20 protein-coding genes are annotated in these 19433 nt (G+C 72.4%); 15 read left to right on the top strand and 5 right to left on the bottom strand.

Annotated features, from left to right (window positions below; genetic code table 11):
• The first annotated feature begins 219 nt into the window (after nucleotides 1-219).
• Both J2X60_RS03605 and J2X60_RS03610 read left to right on the top strand, forming a co-directional pair.
• Nucleotides 220-2712 carry an ATP-binding protein gene (locus J2X60_RS03605; RefSeq protein ID WP_309886536.1) on the top strand — a complete coding sequence of 831 codons (2493 nt, stop codon included), beginning with the start codon at nucleotides 220-222 and terminating at the stop codon, nucleotides 2710-2712.
• 13 nt (nucleotides 2713-2725) lie between these two features.
• Complete coding sequence (locus J2X60_RS03610) at nucleotides 2726-3433, top strand: response regulator (RefSeq protein WP_070417615.1); 708 nt, start codon at nucleotides 2726-2728, stop codon at nucleotides 3431-3433.
• Here the strand turns inward: J2X60_RS03610 and J2X60_RS03615 are convergent.
• A complete protein-coding gene (locus J2X60_RS03615; RefSeq protein WP_309886537.1) occupies nucleotides 3417-4289 on the bottom strand; it encodes a LuxR C-terminal-related transcriptional regulator in 873 nt (290 codons plus the stop codon). The genes J2X60_RS03610 and J2X60_RS03615 overlap by 17 nt on opposite strands.
• 110 nt (nucleotides 4290-4399) lie before the next feature.
• Here J2X60_RS03615 and hxlB point away from each other — a divergent pair, with 110 nt between their 5' ends.
• The 7 genes from hxlB (at nucleotide 4400) to J2X60_RS03650 (ending at nucleotide 11862) form a co-directional block, all read left to right on the top strand.
• On the top strand, nucleotides 4400-4960 hold the full coding sequence (gene hxlB / locus J2X60_RS03620; protein WP_309777453.1) for a 6-phospho-3-hexuloisomerase: 561 nt from the start codon (nucleotides 4400-4402) through the stop codon (nucleotides 4958-4960).
• Nucleotides 4961-4971: 11 nt separating this feature from the next.
• A complete protein-coding gene (gene hxlA, locus J2X60_RS03625; RefSeq protein ID WP_309777452.1) occupies nucleotides 4972-5610 on the top strand; it encodes a 3-hexulose-6-phosphate synthase in 639 nt (212 codons plus the stop codon).
• Nucleotides 5611-5677: 67 nt separating this feature from the next.
• A complete protein-coding gene (locus J2X60_RS03630) occupies nucleotides 5678-6766 on the top strand; it encodes a bifunctional GNAT family N-acetyltransferase/class I SAM-dependent methyltransferase (protein WP_309886538.1) in 1089 nt (362 codons plus the stop codon).
• Complete coding sequence (locus J2X60_RS03635; protein ID WP_309886539.1) at nucleotides 6763-7503, top strand: alpha/beta hydrolase; 741 nt, start codon at nucleotides 6763-6765, stop codon at nucleotides 7501-7503. Before J2X60_RS03630 ends, J2X60_RS03635 begins: the two co-directional genes overlap by 4 nt.
• A gap of 129 nt (nucleotides 7504-7632) precedes the next feature.
• A complete protein-coding gene (locus J2X60_RS03640) occupies nucleotides 7633-8400 on the top strand; it encodes a beta-phosphoglucomutase family hydrolase (RefSeq protein WP_309886540.1) in 768 nt (255 codons plus the stop codon).
• 78 nt (nucleotides 8401-8478) lie between these two features.
• Nucleotides 8479-10989, top strand: a complete 2511-nt coding sequence (locus J2X60_RS03645; RefSeq protein WP_309886541.1) for a glycosyl hydrolase family 65 protein — start codon at nucleotides 8479-8481, stop codon at nucleotides 10987-10989.
• A gap of 105 nt (nucleotides 10990-11094) precedes the next feature.
• Nucleotides 11095-11862, top strand: a complete 768-nt coding sequence (locus tag J2X60_RS03650; protein WP_309886542.1) for an SDR family NAD(P)-dependent oxidoreductase — start codon at nucleotides 11095-11097, stop codon at nucleotides 11860-11862.
• Between the two features lie 30 nt (nucleotides 11863-11892).
• Here J2X60_RS03650 and J2X60_RS03655 read toward each other — a convergent pair whose 3' ends face one another.
• The gene (locus J2X60_RS03655; protein ID WP_309886543.1) at nucleotides 11893-12279 is read right to left on the bottom strand and encodes a VOC family protein; all 387 of its coding nucleotides are present in this window, start codon (nucleotides 12277-12279) and stop codon (nucleotides 11893-11895) included.
• Nucleotides 12276-12791: a DUF1697 domain-containing protein gene (locus J2X60_RS03660; protein WP_261646728.1), complete on the bottom strand. Its 516-nt coding sequence runs from the start codon at nucleotides 12789-12791 to the stop codon at nucleotides 12276-12278. The genes J2X60_RS03655 and J2X60_RS03660 overlap by 4 nt, the downstream gene beginning before the upstream one ends.
• 74 nt (nucleotides 12792-12865) lie before the next feature.
• On the opposite strand from J2X60_RS03660, the gene J2X60_RS03665 reads away from it, so the two are divergent.
• Nucleotides 12866-13333 carry a hypothetical protein gene (locus J2X60_RS03665; RefSeq protein ID WP_309886544.1) on the top strand — a complete coding sequence of 156 codons (468 nt, stop codon included), beginning with the start codon at nucleotides 12866-12868 and terminating at the stop codon, nucleotides 13331-13333.
• A 142-nt stretch (nucleotides 13334-13475) separates the two neighbouring features.
• Here the strand turns inward: J2X60_RS03665 and J2X60_RS03670 are convergent, their stop codons facing one another.
• A complete protein-coding gene (locus J2X60_RS03670; RefSeq protein ID WP_071295179.1) occupies nucleotides 13476-14948 on the bottom strand; it encodes an NCS2 family permease in 1473 nt (490 codons plus the stop codon).
• A 145-nt stretch (nucleotides 14949-15093) separates the two neighbouring features.
• Here J2X60_RS03670 and folE point away from each other — a divergent pair, with 145 nt between their 5' ends.
• The 5 genes from folE (at nucleotide 15094) to J2X60_RS03695 (ending at nucleotide 18731) form a co-directional block, all read left to right on the top strand.
• Complete coding sequence (folE, locus tag J2X60_RS03675; protein WP_309777440.1) at nucleotides 15094-15705, top strand: GTP cyclohydrolase I; 612 nt, start codon at nucleotides 15094-15096, stop codon at nucleotides 15703-15705.
• Nucleotides 15702-16643, top strand: a complete 942-nt coding sequence (folP, locus tag J2X60_RS03680) for a dihydropteroate synthase (protein ID WP_309886545.1) — start codon at nucleotides 15702-15704, stop codon at nucleotides 16641-16643. Before folE ends, folP begins: the two co-directional genes overlap by 4 nt.
• Nucleotides 16640-17407, top strand: coding sequence for a pyrimidine reductase family protein (locus J2X60_RS03685; protein WP_309886546.1), 768 nt, complete (start codon nucleotides 16640-16642; stop codon nucleotides 17405-17407). Before folP ends, J2X60_RS03685 begins: the two co-directional genes overlap by 4 nt.
• A gap of 27 nt (nucleotides 17408-17434) precedes the next feature.
• On the top strand, nucleotides 17435-18088 hold the full coding sequence (locus J2X60_RS03690) for an HAD-IA family hydrolase (RefSeq protein WP_071302454.1): 654 nt from the start codon (nucleotides 17435-17437) through the stop codon (nucleotides 18086-18088).
• 100 nt (nucleotides 18089-18188) lie between these two features.
• Nucleotides 18189-18731, top strand: coding sequence for a type 1 glutamine amidotransferase domain-containing protein (locus tag J2X60_RS03695; protein WP_092385362.1), 543 nt, complete (start codon nucleotides 18189-18191; stop codon nucleotides 18729-18731).
• A 100-nt stretch (nucleotides 18732-18831) separates the two neighbouring features.
• On the opposite strand, the gene J2X60_RS03700 is transcribed toward J2X60_RS03695, so the two are convergent.
• The gene (locus tag J2X60_RS03700; RefSeq protein ID WP_309886547.1) at nucleotides 18832-19401 is read right to left on the bottom strand and encodes an MOSC domain-containing protein; all 570 of its coding nucleotides are present in this window, start codon (nucleotides 19399-19401) and stop codon (nucleotides 18832-18834) included.
• Nucleotides 19402-19433 lie beyond the last annotated feature (32 nt).

Below are 19433 nucleotides of genomic sequence, written 5' to 3' on the forward strand. Positions count from 1 at the left end.
ATCGGGGGAACGTGTGATCTCGGGCAAGCCGGCAGCAACTACAGCGCAGGGAACGAACGTGAGCGGGGAAGAACACCGTCCCGCGTCCGAGACGGACGCGGGACGGGACAGTCCCACCCGATTTGAGGAAGCTGATGCTCGAGCCTTGGTGGGAACGGTTGTAAGGAGAATATCAGTCGATCGGTCGTGGAGCAAGGGTGGACGCGAGAGGATGAGCACGTGAAGCGCGGGAAGCTGCGGGTCCTGCTCGGTGCGGCGCCCGGTGTCGGCAAGACGTTCACGATGCTCGAAGAGGGGCACCGACTGCGCGCCGAGGGCCGCGACGTGGTCGTCGCCGTCGTCGAGACCCACGGCCGCGCCGCCACGGCCACACTGGTCGACGGGCTCGAGGTCGTCCCACGGCGCATCGTGGAGCACCGCGGCGTCCAGCTCGACGACCTCGACCTCGAGGCCGTGCTGGCCCGCCGGCCAGACATCGCCCTCGTCGACGAACTCGCCCACACCAACGCGCCCGGCAGCACGAACGAGAAGCGCTGGCAGGACGTCGAGGCGATGCGGGACGCCGGGATCGACGTCATCTCCACCGTGAACGTGCAGCACATGCAGTCCCTCGGCGACGTCGTCCGCGAGATCACCGGCACCGTCCAGCGCGAGACCGTCCCGGACGCCGTGGTGCGCGCGGCGGACCAGATCGAGGTGGTCGACCTCGCCCCGGCGGCGCTGCGCGAGCGGTTGTCCGACGGGCTCGTCTACCCGGCGACCCGGATCGACGCGGCGCTGTCGAACTACTTCCGGCTCGGCAACCTCACCGCCCTGCGCGAGATCGCCCTGCTCTGGCTCGCCGACGAGGTCGACGACGCGCTCAAGGCCTACCGCGCCGAGCACGGCATCGACCACCGGTGGGAGACCCGGGAACGCGTCCTCGTCGCCCTGACCGGCGGTCCCGAGGGCGAGACCCTGCTGCGCCGGGGCGCCCGGATCGCAGCCCGCAGCGCCGGCGGCGAGCTCGCCGCCGTGCACGTCACGACGAACGACGGCCTCCGCGAGCGCCACCCGGGGGCGCTCGGGAAGCAGCGCACCCTGCTCGAACAGCTCGGCGGGACGTACCACCAGGTGGTCGGCGACGACGTGCCGACGACCCTGGTGCGGTTCGCGAAGTCGATCGACGCCACGCAGATCGTCATCGGGGTGAGCCGCCGCAGTCGGCTCGCCGCGGCGATCACGGGCCCGGGCATCGGCAACACCGTCATCCGCGAGTCCGGCGACATCGACGTCCACGTCGTCACCCACGAGCGGGCGGGCGGTGGCTTCGCCCTGCCGAGGCTCGGCGGCAGCCTGTCCCGCGGCCGGATCGTCGCCGCGTTCGTGCTCTCCCTCGTCGCCGGTCCACTGCTCACCTGGCTGCTGTCGTTCAGCACCGACCCCGACTCGATCACCGTGGACGTGCTCGCCTACCAGCTGCTCGTGCTCGTGGTGGCGCTCGTCGGCGGGATGTGGCCGGCCGTCTTCGCCGCCGTGCTGTCCGGGCTGAGCCTCGACTTCTTCTTCGTGCAACCCCTGCACCGGGTCACCGTGCAGCAGCCGTGGCACCTGGTCGCCCTCGTCATGTACGTCATCAGTGCCGTGCTCGTGAGCTTCGTCGTGGACCGCTCGGCCCGTCGCTCGCGAGCTGCCCGCCGCGCCGCCGCTGAGTCGGGCCTCCTCATGGGGATCGCCGGCAGCGTGCTCCGTGGCGACGACGCCCTGCAGGCGCTGCTCGACCGGACGCGCGAGGCCTTCGGCTTCGCCGGCGTCCGGATCCGGCAGGGCGACGAGGTGCCGGCCACGTCCGGGACGTTCGGCGAGACGCCGGACGCCGCCACGTCCCTCCCGTCCGGCGCCGTCCTGGAGTTCGCGGGCGCCCCCGACGACCCGACCCAGCGCCGACTGCTGCGCGTCGTCGAGCAGCAGCTCGACGCCGCCGTCGAGCACCGCGACCTCACCCGCGCGGCCGTCGACGCCGAGCGCATCGCGGCGGTGGACCGGGTGCGGAGCGCGATCCTCGCGGCCGTCGGCCACGACGTGCGGCGGCCGATCGCGGCCGCCTCGGCGGCCGTGCAGACGCTGCGGGCGCCGGACATCGAGTTGTCGGCGGACGACCAGGAGGCGCTGCTCGCCACCGCCGACGAGAGCCTGCGTCAGCTCGCGGTGCTGTTGGCGGACCTGCTGGACGTCAGTCGCGTGCAGGCCGGGGTGCTCGCCGTGACGCCGGTGCCGCTCGCCCTCGAGACGGTGGTCGCCCCCGCGCTCGACGAGCTCGAGCTCGGTCCGGACGACGTCGACCTCGACCTGCCCGCCGACCTCCCGCCGGTGCTCGCCGACGCCGTGCTGCTGCAGCGCGTCGTCGTGAACCTCCTCGCCAACGCCGTGCGGTACGCCCCGGAGGACACCCGGGTCCGCATCGCCGCGAGTGCGTTCGGCGGCGGCGTCGAGCTCCGCGTGGCCGACCGGGGTCCCGGCATCCCGTCGGACCGCGTCGACGAGGTGTTCCAGCCGTTCCAGCGACTCGGTGACACCGACAACGACACCGGACTCGGACTCGGACTGGCCCTCGCTCGCGGGTTCACCGAGGGCATGGGCGGCACGATCGAGGTCGACGCCACCCCCGGCGGCGGACTCACCGTCGTGGTGCGGCTGCCGATCGCCGGACACCTGGGAGTGGAGATCCGATGAAGGGCCGTACGCGATGAAGGTCTTGATCGCCGACGACGACGTGCAACTCGTCCGGGCGCTCGCCGTGACGCTCGCCGCCCGCGGGTACGACGTCGTCACCGCCCGGGACGGCCGGGCCGCGATCGACGCGGTCATCACCGAGCGGCCCGACCTCGTGCTGCTCGACCTCGGGATGCCCCGGCTCGACGGCATCGGGGTGCTCGAGGGCATCCGGGCCTGGTCGCAGGTCCCGGTGCTCGTGCTGTCCGGTCGGACCGACTCGTCGGACAAGGTCGACGCACTCGACGCCGGCGCGGACGACTACGTCACGAAGCCCTTCCAGATGGACGAGCTGCTCGCCCGACTCCGGGCGCTCGGACGGCGGCAGGTCGCGGCAGCGTCGGCCGCGGGTGCGACGCCCTCGGTGTCGATCGGGGACCTCGTCGTCGACCTCGTCGCGAAGCAGGTCACGCCGCCGTCCGGTCCGGCCATCCGACTGACCCCGACCGAGTGGCGGCTGCTCGAGGTCCTCGTGACGAACCCCGACCGGCTCATGACGCGCGAGATGCTCCTCACCGACGTGTGGGGACCGTCGCACGGCAACGACTCCGGGTACCTGCGGCTGTACATGGCGCAGCTGCGGCGGAAGCTCGAGCCGGACCCGGGACACCCGCGCTACCTGGTGACCGAGTCGGGCATGGGCTACCGCTTCAGCCCCGCCGGGATCACGCCCGGGAGCTGACCGCGGCGAGCTCCGCCCGGGTCCGCGCGCCGAGCTTCCGGAGCAGGTTGGCCACGTGGTACTTGACCGTGTTCGGGCTGATGCCGAGCCCGTCGGCGATCTCCCGGTTGCCGATCCCGGTGGCGACGAGCCGCAGCACGTCCTGCTCCCGCGGCGTGAGGTCGGACGCCTCCGACGACACCGGCGTCCCCGCCGGCGGGTCGAGCGGGATCGCGATGTCGAGCACGGACCCCCAGCCCGCCGTGGACGCCACGTGCAGTTCGCCGTCGAGGGTCGCGACCCGCTCGGCGATCGGCCGGACGGTGTCGTCGTGCACGTCGAGCGTGCCGGCTCCGTCGTCGCGGAGCTGCATGAGCAGGTTCCGGCCGTCGCAGTCCCACTGGATCCGGACGCGCCGCGCAGCTCCCTCGTCGACGAGGGCGAGCACCGCCGTCCGCACGATCGCCCGGGCGCTGTGGGCGACGTCGCCGGGGAGTGCCCGACCGGTCGCCGGCGGTTCCACGAACTGCACGTCGAGGTCCCCGAACCGGACGAGCGGACGGAGGTCGGCCCGGAGCCGCGAGAACGCCCCCGTGACCGGTTCGAGCAACGCGCCGCGCTGCCGGTCCGTCACGGTCCGGAGGTCGACGAGCGCTGCCGACGCGATCTCGACGGCCTCGGCACGGGCGGCCGCGTCGCCCACGCGCGGCGACCGGAGCACGGCGAGCACCGACTCCAGGGTGAGTGCGTGCCGGTCCGCCTGCTCCGCGACGGTGCGCGCGTGGTCGGCGGCGGCGAGGCGTCCTGCGGGGTCGCGCCGCGCCTCCGGGACGGCCGACGGAGCCGTCGTCCCGTCGTCGCGCACGTTGTCGGTCACGTGACCAACCGTACGACTCCCACCCGAGCGGGTGGGGCCACCCGATCGGATGGGGACCCCGCCGTGTCGGGTAGCGGCGGCGGACCCGCGTCCCGACCACGATCGATGGCATGCCCGCTGACACCGTGACCGACGCCCTCGCCCTGATCGTCCGCGAGTCCGCCGACCTCGCCGAGACGGTCCGGGGCGACACCGATGCAGCGCTCGACCTCCTCAGCGGTGCCGAGCGCGTGTTCGTCCACGGGGCCGGCCGCTCCGGCCTCGCGCTGCGGATGACGGCCATGCGGCTCATGCACCTCGGACTCGACGTGCACGTCGTCGGCGAGGTGACGACCCCGGCCATCCGGACGGGGGACGTCCTGCTCGTCGCGAGCGGCTCCGGCACGACCACCGGCATCGTCCAGGCGGCGCGCACCACGGTCGACGTCGGCGCTGACGTGCTCGCCGTGTCGACGACCGACGACTCGCCGCTCGGCGCGCTCGCCGCCGTCACCCTCGTCGTGCCCGCCGCGACGAAGACGGACCGATCGGGCAGCGCCTCCGAGCAGTACGCGGGCAGCCGCTTCGAGCAGGCCGTGGTCCTGCTCGGCGACGCACTCTTCCACGCCCTGTGGACCCGGAGCGGACGCTCCGCCGACGACCTGTGGCCCAGCCACGCCAACCTCGAGTGAAAGGCACACCCATGCAGATCCAGTTCGCCATCGACACCCTCACCACCGAGGCCGCGCTCGACCTCGCCGCGAAGGCCGCCCCGAGCGTCGACGTCCTCGAGCTCGGCACGCCGCTCATCAAGAGCGCCGGGCTCTCCGTCATCACTGCGATGAAGGAGGCCCACCCGGACAAGACCGTGTTCGCCGACCTCAAGACCATGGACGCCGGCGAGCTCGAGGCGGACATCGCGTTCGCTGCGGGCGCCGACCTGGTCACCGTCCTCGGCGTCGCCGGGGACTCGACCATCGCGGGCGCGGTCGCCGCTGCCGAGAAGCACGGCAAGGGCGTCGTCGTCGACCTCATCGGCGTCGCGGACAAGCCCGCACGGGCCCGTGAGGTCGTCGCCCTCGGCGCGCAGTTCGTCGAGGTGCACGCGGGGCTCGACGAGCAGGCCGAGGAGGGCTTCACCTTCTCCACCCTGCTCGAGGCCGGCGAGGCCTCCGGCGTCCCCTTCTCGATCGCGGGCGGCGTGAACGCGTCGTCGATCGCGGCCGTGCAGGCGTCCGGAGCGATCATCGCCGTCGCCGGGAGCGCCATCTACAGCGCGGACGACGTCGCAGCCGCGGCGGCGGAGCTGCGTGCGGCCGCCACGGAGGCTGCGGCGGTCTGATCCGGTCCAGGAGGCGCGGGTCGGCCCGGCAGGGTCGGCTCGCACCCGCGGGCGGTAGCGTCGGGGCGTGACGATCGCGCTGCGCCGGGTGACGGCGGACGACTGGGAGACCTGGCGTCCGGTCCGGCTCGCGGCGCTCGAGGACGCACCGGAGGCCTTCGGGTCCACGCTCGCCGACTGGGCCGACGCGCCCGAGCACCGGTGGCGGACCCGCCTCTCGATCCCCGGAGCGCTCGACCTGCTCGCCCACGCCGAGGACGACTCCGTCGTCGGCATGGCCAGCGGCGTCCCGGGCGAGGACCCCGGCTCCGCCGAACTCATCTCGATGTGGGTCGACCCCGCCGCCCGCGGCCGAGGGGTCGCGGCCGCGCTCATCCGTGCGGTCGCGACCTGGGCCGCGAGCGCCGGGGCCGACACCCTCGAGCTGTCGGTCATGCCGGACAACGCCACGGCCCGTCGCACGTACGAGCGCTGTGGCTTCACCGCGGCCGACGAGCCCGGTGACCCGCTGCCCGACGGTCGGCACGAGGTCGTGATGCGTCGTGACCTCACGGCCGAGCGCACGCTGGACGCCTACGAGCGTGCGGCCGACCGCTACGCCGAGCGCACCGTCGACCACCGTGCCGGGCTCGTCGACGACCTGCTCGCACTCGTCCCGGTCGGGGCGCGGGTGCTCGAGCTCGGGTCGGGCCCGGGGCGTGACGCCCTCGCGCTCGAGGCGGCCGGACTCGTCGTCGACCGGACCGACGGAGCGCGGTCGTTCGTCGACGCGCTGCGGTCCGCGGGGCACGAGGCGCGCCTCGTCGACGTGCGCTCGGACGCGTTCGGCGGCCCGTACGAGGCCGTGTTCGCGAACGCCGTGCTGCTGCACGTCGGTCGGACGGAGCTCGAGGGCGTCCTCGTGCGGCTCCGCGACGCCGTGCACCCCGGCGGTGTGCTGGCCGCCACCGTGAAGCTCGGCGACGGCGACGCGTGGAGCACGCGGAAGCTCGATCTCGCGCGGCACTTCACCTACTGGACGCCGGGACCCCTGGCCGAGGTCGTCACCCGTTCCGGCTGGACCGACGTCGACGTCCGTGAGACCACGCGCCCGGGTGCCGACGAGCGCTGGCTCACCGTCAGCGCCCGACGCCCGCAGGAAGCAGGGAGACCATGAACCGAGCACTCCGCTGGACCGCCTGGGTCGTCGCCGTGGTCGTGCTGATCGCGGTGGTGTTCCTCGTCTGGGCGAACATCGTCATGCAGGGCACCCGGAGCGCGGCGCTGCAGGTCTGGCGGGACGATCGTGTGGCCGTCCGGGACGCCGGGGACGCCGTGGTGATGACGCCGACCGGCACCGCGAACGGCGCGGGCATCGTGTTCATCCCGGGCGCGAAGGTCGACCCGTACGCGTACATGGCGACGTTCCGGCAGGTGGTCGCCAGCGGGACGACCGTCGTCATCACCAAGCCGACGCTGCACCTCGCCTTCTTCGACACCCGCCCGCTGTCGACGTTCGAGTCCCATGCCCCCGACGTCCGGTCCTGGGCGGTCGGCGGTCACTCGCTCGGTGGCGTGCGCGCGTGCCAGCTCGCGCCGGACGCCGACGGGCTGCTCCTGCTCGGCAGCTACTGCGCGAACGACATCAGCAAGTCGTACATCAGCGTGCTCAGCGTCTCGGGGTCGCGTGACGGGCTCTCCACCCCCGAGAAGGTCGACGCCGCGCGGCACCTGCTGCCGTCGAACGCGATGACGGTCGAGGTGCAGGGCGCGAACCACGCCGACTTCGGTGCGTACGGTGCGCAGCCCGGGGACGACACCGCGACGATCTCGCGGACCGACGCCCGGCAGCAGATCGGTTCGGCGATCGAGGAGTGGGTGCGGACGCTGCCGTCGGGCGCTGCGCTGCGCTGACCTCCTGCACAGCGAACGAGTGTGTGAACTCTTTCCACAGGGGCCCGGCGCGCCTGAACATCGGTCCTGGAGCGGTCCTAGACTCGTCCGGAAGCAACGTCGACGACCCCGTCCCCCGGAGGGCAGCACATGACGACGCCGGACCGGCGCACACCCGCGCGACTCGCTGACCAGCGAGCGCTCCTGTTCGACCTGGACGGTGTCCTCACCCCCACCGCCGACGTCCACATGCGTGCGTGGAGCCGGCTGTTCACGCCCTACCTCGCCCAGCACGGCGTCGCTCCGTACACGGAACAGGACTACTTCGCGTACGTCGACGGCAAGCCCCGGTACGACGGGGTGCGCTCCCTGCTCGAGTCCCGCGGCATCGACCTGCCGCAGGGCACCCCGGACGACCCGCCGGACGCCGACACGGTGTGCGGGCTCGGCAACCGGAAGAACGCCGAGTTCACGGCCGAGCTGACCGAGCACGGGGTGGAGCCCTACCCCGGTTCGCTCCGGTTCCTCGTCGCCGCCATCGACGCCGGGTTCTCCGTCGCCGTCGTGTCGAGCTCCGCCAACGCCGTGCAGGTGCTCCGCACGGCCGGCATCCTCGAGCGCTTCCCCGTGGTGGTCGACGGCCTCGTCGCCCGCGAAGACGGTCTGGCCGGCAAGCCCGCGCCCGACACCTACCTCGACGCCGCGAGCCGGTTCGGCCTGACCGCTGCCGAGTGCGTCGTGGTCGAGGACGCCACGAGCGGGGTCGAGGCGGGACGGAACGGTGCCTTCGGGCTCGTCATCGGCGTCGATCGCGGAGCCGGGGCCGACGCGCTCCGGGCGCACGGTGCCGACGTCGTGGTCGGCGACCTCGACGAGCTCGTCGACGAGCTGCCGGAACCGGCCACGAGCACGACGTAGGCGCCAGCGGCCGAGGCGATTCGCGCCTCCAGGCCCTCCCGACCCTCCCACGAACACCCTCCTCCCCCACGGAGCACCATGAACCCCATCACCTCCGACCCGCTGGACCGCGTCCGCTACCCGATCGACGAGTGGGCCCTCGTCGAGACCGAGTACGCGCCCGACGAGCAGGGCGTCGCCGAGGCGAACTTCGCCGTCGGCAACGGGTACCTGGGCCTGCGCGGCAACCTCGACGAGGGTCGTGGCGGCGTGCAGTACGGCACGTACATCAACGGCTTCCACGAGACCTGGCCGATCCGCCACGCCGAGGACGCCTTCGGCTTCGCGAAGACCGGGCAGACGATCATCAACGCGCCCGACGCCAAGGTGATCCGCCTGTACGTCGACGACGAACCGCTCGTCCTGGCCGAGGCGGACATCCTCCGGCACACCCGGCGGCTCGACTTCCGGGGCGGGTACCTGTTCCGCGAGACCGAGTGGTCGACGCCCTCGGGCAAGCGCGTCCTCATCCGGTCGCGGCGGCTGGTGTCCTTCACCGACCGGCACCTGGCGGTCATCGACTACGAGGTGACCGTGCTCGACGCGGACGCCTCGATCCTGCTGTCGAGCCAGATCCTCAACCGGCAGGACGTGCAGGACGAGTACCACGCGGGGATGCGTGCGGCGGCGAACGCGTTCGACCCGCGCAAGGCCGAGGCGTTCACCGAGCGGGTGCTCGAGCCGAAGCTCAAGCGCAGCACCGGCGGCCGTTCGCTGCTCGGGTACCAGGCGGCGAGCTCGGGCATGACGATCTGCGTCGGCGTCGAGCACCACCTCGAGACCGAGAACAGCTGGGACGAGTCCTCGTCGATCGAGGACGACCTGGCGAAGCACGTCTACCGCGTGCAGGCGCGCGCCGGGCAGCCGATCCGCCTGACGAAGCACGTGGTCTACCACACGTCCCGCGGGGTCCCGGCGCGCGAACTCGCCGACCGCTGCGAGCGGACCCTCGATCGCTCGCGTGCCGAGTCCGTCGACGCCGCGTTCGCGCGGCAGGCCGAGTGGATGGACGACTTCTGGGCGCGGAGCGACGTCGAGATCGTCGGGCAGCCCGCGCTCCAGCAGGCCGTCCGGTGGAACCTGTTCATGCTCGCCCAGGCCACGGCCCGGACCGACGGGCACGGCATCGCGGCGAAGGGCGTCACGGGCTCCGGGTACGGCGGCCACTACTTCTGGGACATGGAGATCTACGTCCTGCCGTTCCTGTCCTACACGGCGCCGATCGTCGCCCGGAACGCCCTGCGGTTCCGCTACAACATGCTCGACGCAGCTCGGTCCCGCGCCCGCGAGCTGAACCAGCACGGCGCGCTGTTCCCCTGGCGGACGATCAACGGCGAGGAGTCCAGCGCCTACTACGCCGCCGGCACCGCGCAGTACCACATCGACGCGGACATCGCGCATGCGCTCATGCAGTACGTCCGCGCCTCGGACGACCGCGAATTCCTCAAGCGCGGTGCGATCGACATCCTCGTCGAGACCGCCCGTCTGTGGGAGGACCTCGGGTTCTGGCGGTCGAACGGCGACAAGAAGTTCCACATCGACGGCGTCACCGGTCCCGACGAGTACACGACGGTCGTCGACGACAACCTCTACACGAACGTGATGGCGCGGGCGAACCTGTGGTTCGCCGTGAACGCCTGCCGCGAGCTCGCAGCCGACGACCCGGAAGAGTACGACCGCATGGTGCGGCGGACCGGGTTGCAGGCGCAAGAGGTCACCGACTGGGAGCACGCGGCCGAGTCGATGGAGATCCCGTTCGATCCGCACCGTGGCATCCACCCGCAGGACGCCCAGTTCCTCGACAAGGAACTCTGGGACCTCGACAACACCCCCGAGAGCAAGCGACCGCTGCTGCTCCACTACCACCCGCTGGTGATCTACCGGTTCCAGGTGCTCAAGCAGGCCGACGTCGTGCTCGCGCTGTTCCTGCAGGGGCACGAGTTCACCGCTGCCGAGAAGCGTCGCGACTTCGACTACTACGACGCCCTCACGACGGGCGACTCCACACTGTCGGCCGTCGTGCAGTCGATCATGGCGGCCGAGGTCGGGTACCACGACCTCGCGCTGCAGTACTTCCAGACGGCGCTGTACGTCGACCTCGCCGACCTGCACGGCAACACGACCGACGGGGTGCACATCGCCTCGACGGGCGGCATCTGGGGCGCGGTCGTGAACGGGTTCGGCGGCATGCGGGACCACGGCGGCCGGATGACCTTCAACCCGCGGCTGCCGAAGGACTGGGAGCGGATCACCTACCGGCTCACCGTGCGCGGGTCACGGGTGCGCGTCGACCTCGAGCAGGACGCCATGACCTTCACGGTCGAGACGGGTTCCGGGTTCACGGCGTGGGTGCACAACCAGCAGTGGGACGTCACGGCCGGCGAGCCGACCGTCGTGCCACTGCCGCACCAGGGCCCGCGGATGTCCGGGCGCACGCCGACGACGGCCGACATCCAGGGCACCCTCCGTGCCGACGGATCGGTCATCACGGCGTCGATCCCGACGATCTCGCTCGACCGCGACCTGGAGCCGGACGAAGCGACCGCCTGAGTCCCTCCGGACGCGCCCAGGCGGGTGCGGGCAACATGGCTCGCCGTGCCCCGCCGGGCCGATGGCGTCTCCCCGGGCACGGATCGTGCAACGAGAGGAGACACCATGGGCAACCGGTTCGAGGGCAAGGTGGCGATCGTCACGGGTGCCGGGTCCGGCATCGGCGAGGCGACCGTACGGGCGTTCGTCGACGAGGGCGCGTCCGTCGTCCTGACCGACAGCGTCGACGAGAAGGTGCGAGCGGTCGGCGACAGCCTGCCGAGCGACCAGGTGGTGGCGCTCCACGCCGACGCCGCGAGCCCCGCCGACTGGCAGCGGGTCGTCGACACGGCCATCGAGCGGTTCGACCGCATCGACGTGCTCGTGAACAACGCCGGTACCTTCAGCTCCGGCGACATCACGGACATCACGCCGGACGAGTGGCACCGCGTGATCGAGACCGACCTCTCCAGCGTGTTCTACGGCACGCGCGCGGCGCTGCCGTTCCTCCGTGCCACGAAGGGGTCGATCGTGAACACCTCGTCGGTGTCCGGCGAGGACGCGGACTGGCGGATGAGCCCCTACAACGCGGCGAAGGGCGGGGTCTCGAACTTCACCAAGGCCGCCGCGCTCGACAACGGGCAGTTCGGCGTCCGCGTGAACGCCGTGGCGCCGGGGCTCGTGTGGACGGACCTCACGCAGGACCAGGCGGAGGACGAGGAGCTGCAGGAGAAGTTCGAGGAGCGGATCGCCCTCGGCCGCGCGGGTCGTGCGCACGAGGTCGCGGCGGCCGTGCTGTTCCTGGCGAGTGACGCGGCGTCGTTCATCACCGGGGCGATCCTGCCGGTCGACGGTGGCACCACCGCGAGCAACGGGCAGCCTCCGCAGTCCTGACCGTGGCTGTCCGCGGCCGGTCGTCGCCGCTCAGTCGGCGACGAGTTCGACCTTGAACCGTTCGGCGTCCTCGAGGAACGCCGCGTGGTGGTCCGGCCCGCCGGCGTGCGGATGGCGGTCCTCGTAGAGGCGTCGCCATCCGTGCGCGGGTGCGGCCGCCCAGATCCGGGCCACGTCGTCGATGCCGCCGGCGTGGAACGCGAGGTGGCTCAGGCCCGGTCGTCGTCGATCGTGCTCGCCCGGCAGCGGGGCGGTCTCGAGTACGACGTACAGGTCGCCGAGCCGCCAGCTGCGCCCGTCGGGCCACCGCTGGAAGGGCTCGTGGCCGAGCTCGGTCAGGAGCCAGTCCCACGCGGGACCGGACGCGTCGAGGTCGGCGGTGCGCAGTTCGACGTGGTGCAGACCACCCCGGCTCACAGGAGCTTCCGGAGCGTGTTCGCGTTGCGGGTCGTCGTCGTCCGCTTGAAGCGTGCGGCACCGGCCCGCTTCGCGAACACCGTGTCCGTGCTCGACCCCTTCGGGCACGACCAGTAGACGACTCCCGCACCTCGGGCAACGCGCTCGACGGACTCGTCGACCTCGAGATCGGCCAGCAGGTCGTCGAGGGCGTCCTCGTCGGAGCCGAACACGACGTAGTCGTGGCGGTCCTCGGCGGCTGGGAACGGGAAGCCGTCCACGACGGCGGCGAGGTCGTCGTGGGGGACGAGCACGATCCAGGCGTCGTATCCGAAGCGGTCCCGGAGCGACTGCTCGATGTCGGTCTTCAGGGCGGCGGCCGTGCCGTCCGAGCCGAACACCACGTTCCCCGAGGCGAGGACGGTCCGGACGTCCTGGTAGCCGCGTTCTCGGAACAGCGCCGCGAGTTCGGCGCTCCTGATCGTGATCCCGTTGACGTTCACCCCGCGCAGCAGCGCGACCCACCTGGTCATGCCCGAACCGTACCGCCCCCGGCCGACCCCGGCACCTCGGAGCGGTGGGAGCAGCGGTCCGGTAGACGGGACCCATGACGAACGACGCACCGCACGACGACGCACAGGGCCCCGACGAGCAGCACCGCGTGCCCGAGGGGGTCTCGGACGCCACAGTCGAGGCGCTCGGCACCCTGTCGGCAGCGGTCGAGGTGATCGAGCACGCCCGCGGACTGCTCTACGGCTTCCACCGACTGACCGGGATGGCGGACCTGAACCTCGGCGAGGCCGTCGAGCAGCTCCGGGGCGCGGGTCACACCGAGCTGGCGGACCGCATCGACTCGGAGCTCGTCGGACGCAACGTCATCGCCGGCCGGTGGACGTTCCAGGTCGTCGAGGACTACGACGACGGGTACTACGCCCTCGCGAAGGAGCTTGAACGGACCGCGCGGGACGAGCTCGTGCAGGGACGGAAGCACCTGTTCGAGGCGGGCATGAAGGAGGACCGGCGCTCCCGGGGCCGACGCCACCACGAGGCGACGCCGGCCGACCTGGCGGACTGAGGCCGCGCCTCCCGGGCCCTGCGCCCGCGCACAACGAAAGTCGCCCCGAACCACGACTGTCCGTGGTTCGGGGCGACTTTCGTTGTGCGAAACGCGAGCGAACGCAAGCGCGCCGCGCCGCGCAGCGCGCCCGCGCCGCGCCTCAGCCGACGCCGAGCAGCACCTCGAGCGGCCCCCGCGCGAAGTACAGCAGGAAGCCCGCCGCCACGACGTACAGCAGCCACGACACCTGACGGCCACGACCGGACAGCAGCTTGATGAGCACCCAGCTGATGAAGCCCGCACCGATGCCGTTCGCGATCGAGTAGGTCAGCGGCATGATCACGATCGTCAGGAACGCCGGCAGCGCCGCCCCGAAGTCGGTCCAGTCGATGTCCTTCACCTGCGCCACCATGAGCGCACCGACGACCACCAGCCCGGCGGCGGCGACCTCGAGCGGGACGACCTGCGTCAGCGGCGTGAGGAACATCGACGCCAGGAACAGCAGACCGGTGACGACGGAGGCCATGCCGGTCCGGGCGCCCTCGCCGATGCCGGCGGCGGAGTCGATGAACACGGTGTTCGACGACACCGAGGCGCCACCACCCGCGATGGCACCGGCACCCTCGACGACGAGCGCCGACTTCAGGCGCGGGAAGGTGCCGTCGGGGTTCGCGACACCGGCGGCCTTCGCGAGGCCTGTCATCGTGCCCATGGCGTCGAAGAAGTTCGTGAAGACGAGGGTGAAGACGAGCATCGACGCGGCGATGGGACCGATGCGGGTGAAGGCGCCGAAGACGTCCGCGTGGCCGACGAGCGACAGGTCCGGCACGGCGAACAGCGCGGAGGGCAGCCCCGGCGCGTTGAGGTTCCAGCCGGTGGGCGAGTCGACCGAGGTCGGCACCTTGAAGATCGCCTGCAGGATGATCGCGATGACCGTGGTCGCCACGATGCCGATGAGCAGGGCGCCCCGGACCTTGCGGGCCATCAGCGTGCCGATGATGACGAGGCCGATCAGGAAGACGATGGTCGGCAGTGCTGCGATGGAGCCGTCCTCGCCGAGCTGCAGCGGCGGGGAGGCGTTCTTCGTGGTGCGGACGAACCCGGAGTCGACCAGGCCGATGAACGCGATGAAGAGGCCGATGCCGACGGTGATGGCCGCCTTGAGCTGGGCGGGCACGGCCGTGAAGATCATCGTCCGGATGCCGGTCAACGCCAGGATCACGATCACGACGCCGTTGATGACGACGAGGCCCATCGCCTCGGCCCAGGTGACCTGGTGCACGACGCTGACGGCGAGGAACGAGTTGATCCCGAGCCCCGCGGCGATGCCGAACGGCAGGTTCGCGATGAGGCCCATCGCGATCGTCATGAGCCCGGCGACGAGTCCGGTGGCCGCGGCGACCTGGGCGTTTTGCAGCCAGCCGCCGAGGACGTCCTGCGGCGCCTGGTCCTGGCTGAACCCACCGAGGATGAGCGGGTTGAGGATGACGATGTAGGCCATCGTCACGAAGGAGACGAGGCCGCCCCGGATCTCGCGGGGGATCGTCGATCCGCGGTGCGTGATGGAGAAGAAGCGGTCGAGGCCGGTCGCGAAGCGGTTCCGGGGCGTGGTGTCGGTCTGCGGGGCGCTCACCGAACAAGCTTAAAGGGCGCTGGGTTTCCGGCACGTCACAGCTTCCTTCCAGGGGATTTCCTGGAGGCGCGGCTCGCCTCGACGGGGTACGTCACCCCCGGTGGCCGGTCGCGTTCTGCGGCCAGGGCTGGTGTTGGATGGACGGGTGAACCAACGTCTGGACCGTGCGCGCATCGAGTCCGCCGTGCGGGAGCTCCTGCTCGCGATCGGCGAGGATCCCGACCGCGCGGAACTCGCCCGCACGCCCGCTCGTGTGGCCGAGTCGTACGCCGAGTTCTTCTCCGGCATCGGGACGGACGCGGTGGCGATCGCCCGCGACGGCACGGTCCACGCCGAACCGGGCGACCGCGGGCAGCTCGTCATCGTGCGCGACGTGAAGTTCCGGTCCGTCTGCGAGCACCACCTGCTCCCGTTCCTCGGTGTGGCGCACCTCGCGTACGCGCCGGGGGACCGGCTCATCGGCCTCGGCACGCTGTCGCGCGTACTCGACGCGGTGGCCTCCCGTCCGCAGCTGCAGGAGCGGCTCGGCGAGCAGGTCGCGGCGACCATCGCCGAGGGGCTCGGGGCCGCCGGCGTCCTCGTGGTCCTCGACGCGCAGCACCAGTGCGTGACGACCCGTGGGGAGCGGCAGACCGGGTCGACGACCGTGACCGTGGCGGCGACCGGCACCCTGGCCGAGGCCGCCGGTCGGGCCGAGGCGATCGCCCTGATCGGTGCAGGCGCGGACGTCGGAGCCGGCCGCGGGGCGGACGCGTGACGACCGAGCGAGGCGGGTCGCGCCTTCAGGGCCCTGCTGCCACCGCACCCGGGTGGGTCGTCCCCGACCTGCGCGAGCCCGTGCGCACCATCGGCCGCCGGACCTTCGACTTCGACCACCGCATCGCCGTCATGGCGATCGTGAACCGCACGCCCGACTCGTTCCACGACCGCGGCGCGACGTTCGCACTCGACCGTGCCGTCGAGGCCGCCGTGCACGCGGCCGAGCAGGGCGCGGACTGGGTCGACATCGGCGGCGTGAAGTTCGCGCCGGGGCCGGAGCTGCCCGCCGCCGACGAGATCGACCGCGTCGTCCCCGTCGTCCGGCAGCTCGCGCAGGAGTCCGACGTGGCGATCAGCGTCGACACCTTCCGGCCCGAGGTCGCGGCAGCGGCGATCGAGGCCGGCGCGAGCGTGGTGAACGATACGACCGGGCTGTCCGACCCCCGGATGGCGGCCGTCGTGGCGGACTCCGACGCGACGATCGTGGTCACGCACTCGCTGGCGGAGCCCCGTCGTCCGCTGCCGGCCCCGCCGCAGTACGGCGACGTGACGACCGAGGTCGTCGGGTTCCTGCGCGAGCGGGTCGACCGGGCCCTCGCGGCGGGCATCCCGGAGTCGCGGATCGTCGTCGACCCGGGGCACGACCTCAACAAGAACACGGTGCACACGCTCGAGCTCACCCGACGCCTGCCCGAGGTGGTCGCGCTCGGCTACCCGGTGCTCGCGGCGGTCTCGAACAAGGACTTCGTGGGGGAGTCCCTCGGGCGTCCCCGCGGTGAGCGACTGGCCGGGTCGTTGGCGGTCGCGACCGTGAGCGCGATGCTCGGCGCGCGGGTCGTCCGGATGCACGACGTCGCCGAGAGTGTGGACGCGATGCGCATGGTCGAGGCGACGCTCGGCTGGCGGGCACCGGTGGAAGCGCGGCACAACACGTGAGCGTCCTCCCGCCGTCGATCGCCGACCTGTCCGACGACGAGCTGCTCGAGCTGTACACGGCGGGGGCGGTCGCACCCTGGCTGCGCGTGAACTTCGTGACGACGCTCGACGGCTCGGCGACGGCCGCGGGCGACGGGGTCTCGGGTTCGCTCGGCGGGCCGGACGACCTGCGCGTGTTCGACCTGCTGCGCCGGGTGGCCGACGCGGTGCTGGTGGCCGCGGGGACCGTCCGTGACGAGGGCTACGGGCCGATGGTGCTGCACGACGCCGACGTGGCGTGGCGTCGGGCACACGGGCTGCCCGACCACCCGGTGTTCGCGATCGTCTCGGGCTCGCTGTCCCTCGACCCGGCGTCCCGGGTGTTCACCGAGGCGCCGGTGCGTCCGATCGTCCTCACCTCGACGACCGCAGCGTCGTCGCCCCGGGCCGCGGCGCTCGCGGCGGTCGCGGACGTCGTGCCGTGCAGCTCCGACGACGACCCGGACACGGTCGACCCCGTCGCCCTGCGGGACGCCCTGGTGTCGCGCGGCCTCGGCACGGTGCACTGCGAGGGCGGACCGACGTTCTTCGGGGCGCTCGTGGCGGCGGACCTCGTGGACGAACTCACGCTGACGGTCGACCCGTCGCTCGAGGGTGGCGCCGGCCCACGCATCACCCACGGCGGTTCGCCCGACCTCCGGCGCTTCCGGCCGGCCCACGTGCTCCTCGGGCGTGACGGAGTGCTGCTCACCCGGTACGTACGGGCGCCCGACCCCGGCGAGTGACCGGGGCGGCACGCTAGGGTCGGGCGCGTGATCGACATCGTGGCGTCCGGGGTCCTCTTCGACATGGACGGGACGCTCGTCGACTCGACCGCGGTGGTCGAGGCGACCTGGACCCGGTTCGGTGTCGAGCACGGCATCGACCCCGCGGAGATCCTCGCCTTCTCGCACGGTCGTCAGGCGATCAGCACGATCCAGCGCTTCCTGCCCGACCTCGACCACGACGAGCAGCTGCGGATCGCTGCCGGGCTCGTCGCCGAGGAGCGCGAGAGCACCGAGGGCATCTCGGAGGTCCCGGGCGCCGGGGCGTTCGTGTCCCGCCTGGTCGACGCCGGGGTGCCGGTCGCGATCGTCACGAGTGCGCCCCGCGACCTCGCGGTGGAGCGGATGCAGGCCGCCGGGGTGCACGTGCCCGAGGCGCTCGTCGCCTCCGAGGACGTCGAGCACGGCAAGCCGCACCCGGACGGGTACCTGCGCGGTGCGGCACTGCTCGGTGTCGACGCCGCCGACTGCGTGGCCTTCGAGGACGCACCCGCCGGGCTCGAGGCCGCCATCGCCTCCGGGGCGACCACGGTCGTCGTGGGGACGCTCGAGGCCGACGTCACCGCGGGACTGTACCGAGTGGGCGGCTACGACGGCATCTCCGTGGAGCGCGAGGGAACGGCCTTCCGCATCCGCGGCTGACCCGACCGCCGCCCACGGCTGTCCACCTGCGGACGCTTCCAGCGCTCCCCGACGACGCTGGTCGTGCGGCCGGAACGACCGGGCCGCGGAAGGAACGACCATGGCAGCACTCGACGGCAAGAAGATCCTCGTCATCGCGACGAACTACGGCGTGGAGCAGGACGAGATCGTCGTCCCGATCGACCAGCTCCGCGAGCGCGGCGCGACCGTGACGGTGGCGGCGCAGGAGACCGGGGCGATCGCGACCCTCGTCGGCGACAAGGACCCGGGCAAGAACGTCGACCCGGACACCACCATCGCCGGTGTCAACGCCGGCTCGTTCGACGCGCTCGTCGTCCCCGGGGGCACGATCAACGCCGACACCCTCCGCACCGACCAGCAGGCGGTCTCCCTCGTGCAGGCGTTCGCGGAGGCCGGCAAGCCGGTCGCCGCGATCTGCCACGGGCCGTGGACCCTCATCGAGGCCGGCGTCGTGTCGGGGAAGACGATCACGTCGTTCCCGTCGCTGCAGACCGACGTGCGGAACGCCGGGGCCGAGTGGGTCGACCAGGAGGTCCAGGTCGACGGCGGGCTCATCACCTCGCGGAACCCGGACGACCTGCCGGCGTTCGTCGACGCGATCGAGTCCGCACTGACCGCGTAGGAGGCTGGGCCGAGTCTCGGCTCGGCGGACTCGGCGTGGGCTGCGGCAGCGCGAAAGAGTCCGCGGGTCCGAGTCTCGGCGCCCCGAGCGCGCCGGCGCGTCAGGGGAGCGCGACGGGGCGGGTTGTGCGGAGCACCGCGGGACCGAGGGCGAGGACGCCGTCGGACTCCGGGTCGCACCGCACCCCGCCCCGCCCGCGCATCGCCCGGAACGCCCCCGGGGCCACCTCGTGGTCCATCCAGGCGCACGGGTTCGCCGGCCGGTATCCGCGGAAGCGGACCACCCCCTGCCCGGAGTCGAGCGCGAACGGCTGGCCCCGGAGCGCCTCGACGTCCACCCCGCGGAGGAACACGTTCCGCCGGGTCGCGACCGGGTCGACGGCCGCACCGAGTTCGGCGGCGACGGCGTCGAGCCCCTCGAGACCGATCACGGTCACCGAGGCGTGCACGTGCGCCCGCGACGCGAAGTACCGGTCGCCGACGATCCCGAGTCCCGCGCGCAGCTCGACGCGCTCGCGCAGGTCGTCCGGCTCGCCGTCCACGGCGGGCAGCGCCCCGTCCGCCGGTCGCCCCTCGTACCGGTGCCGCCGGGACACCAGCAGCAGCGCGATCTCGACGTCGGTCCGGCAGGGCAGGTCGCCGGAGCCGGCCACGTCGTCCACCAGGGTCACGCAGCCCACGCTAGCCGCGCCTCCAGGCCGCC

Origin of the sequence: Curtobacterium sp. 320, from assembly GCF_031455235.1 — a bacterium.
In the GTDB taxonomy this organism is placed as follows: Bacteria; Actinomycetota; Actinomycetes; order Actinomycetales; family Microbacteriaceae; genus Curtobacterium.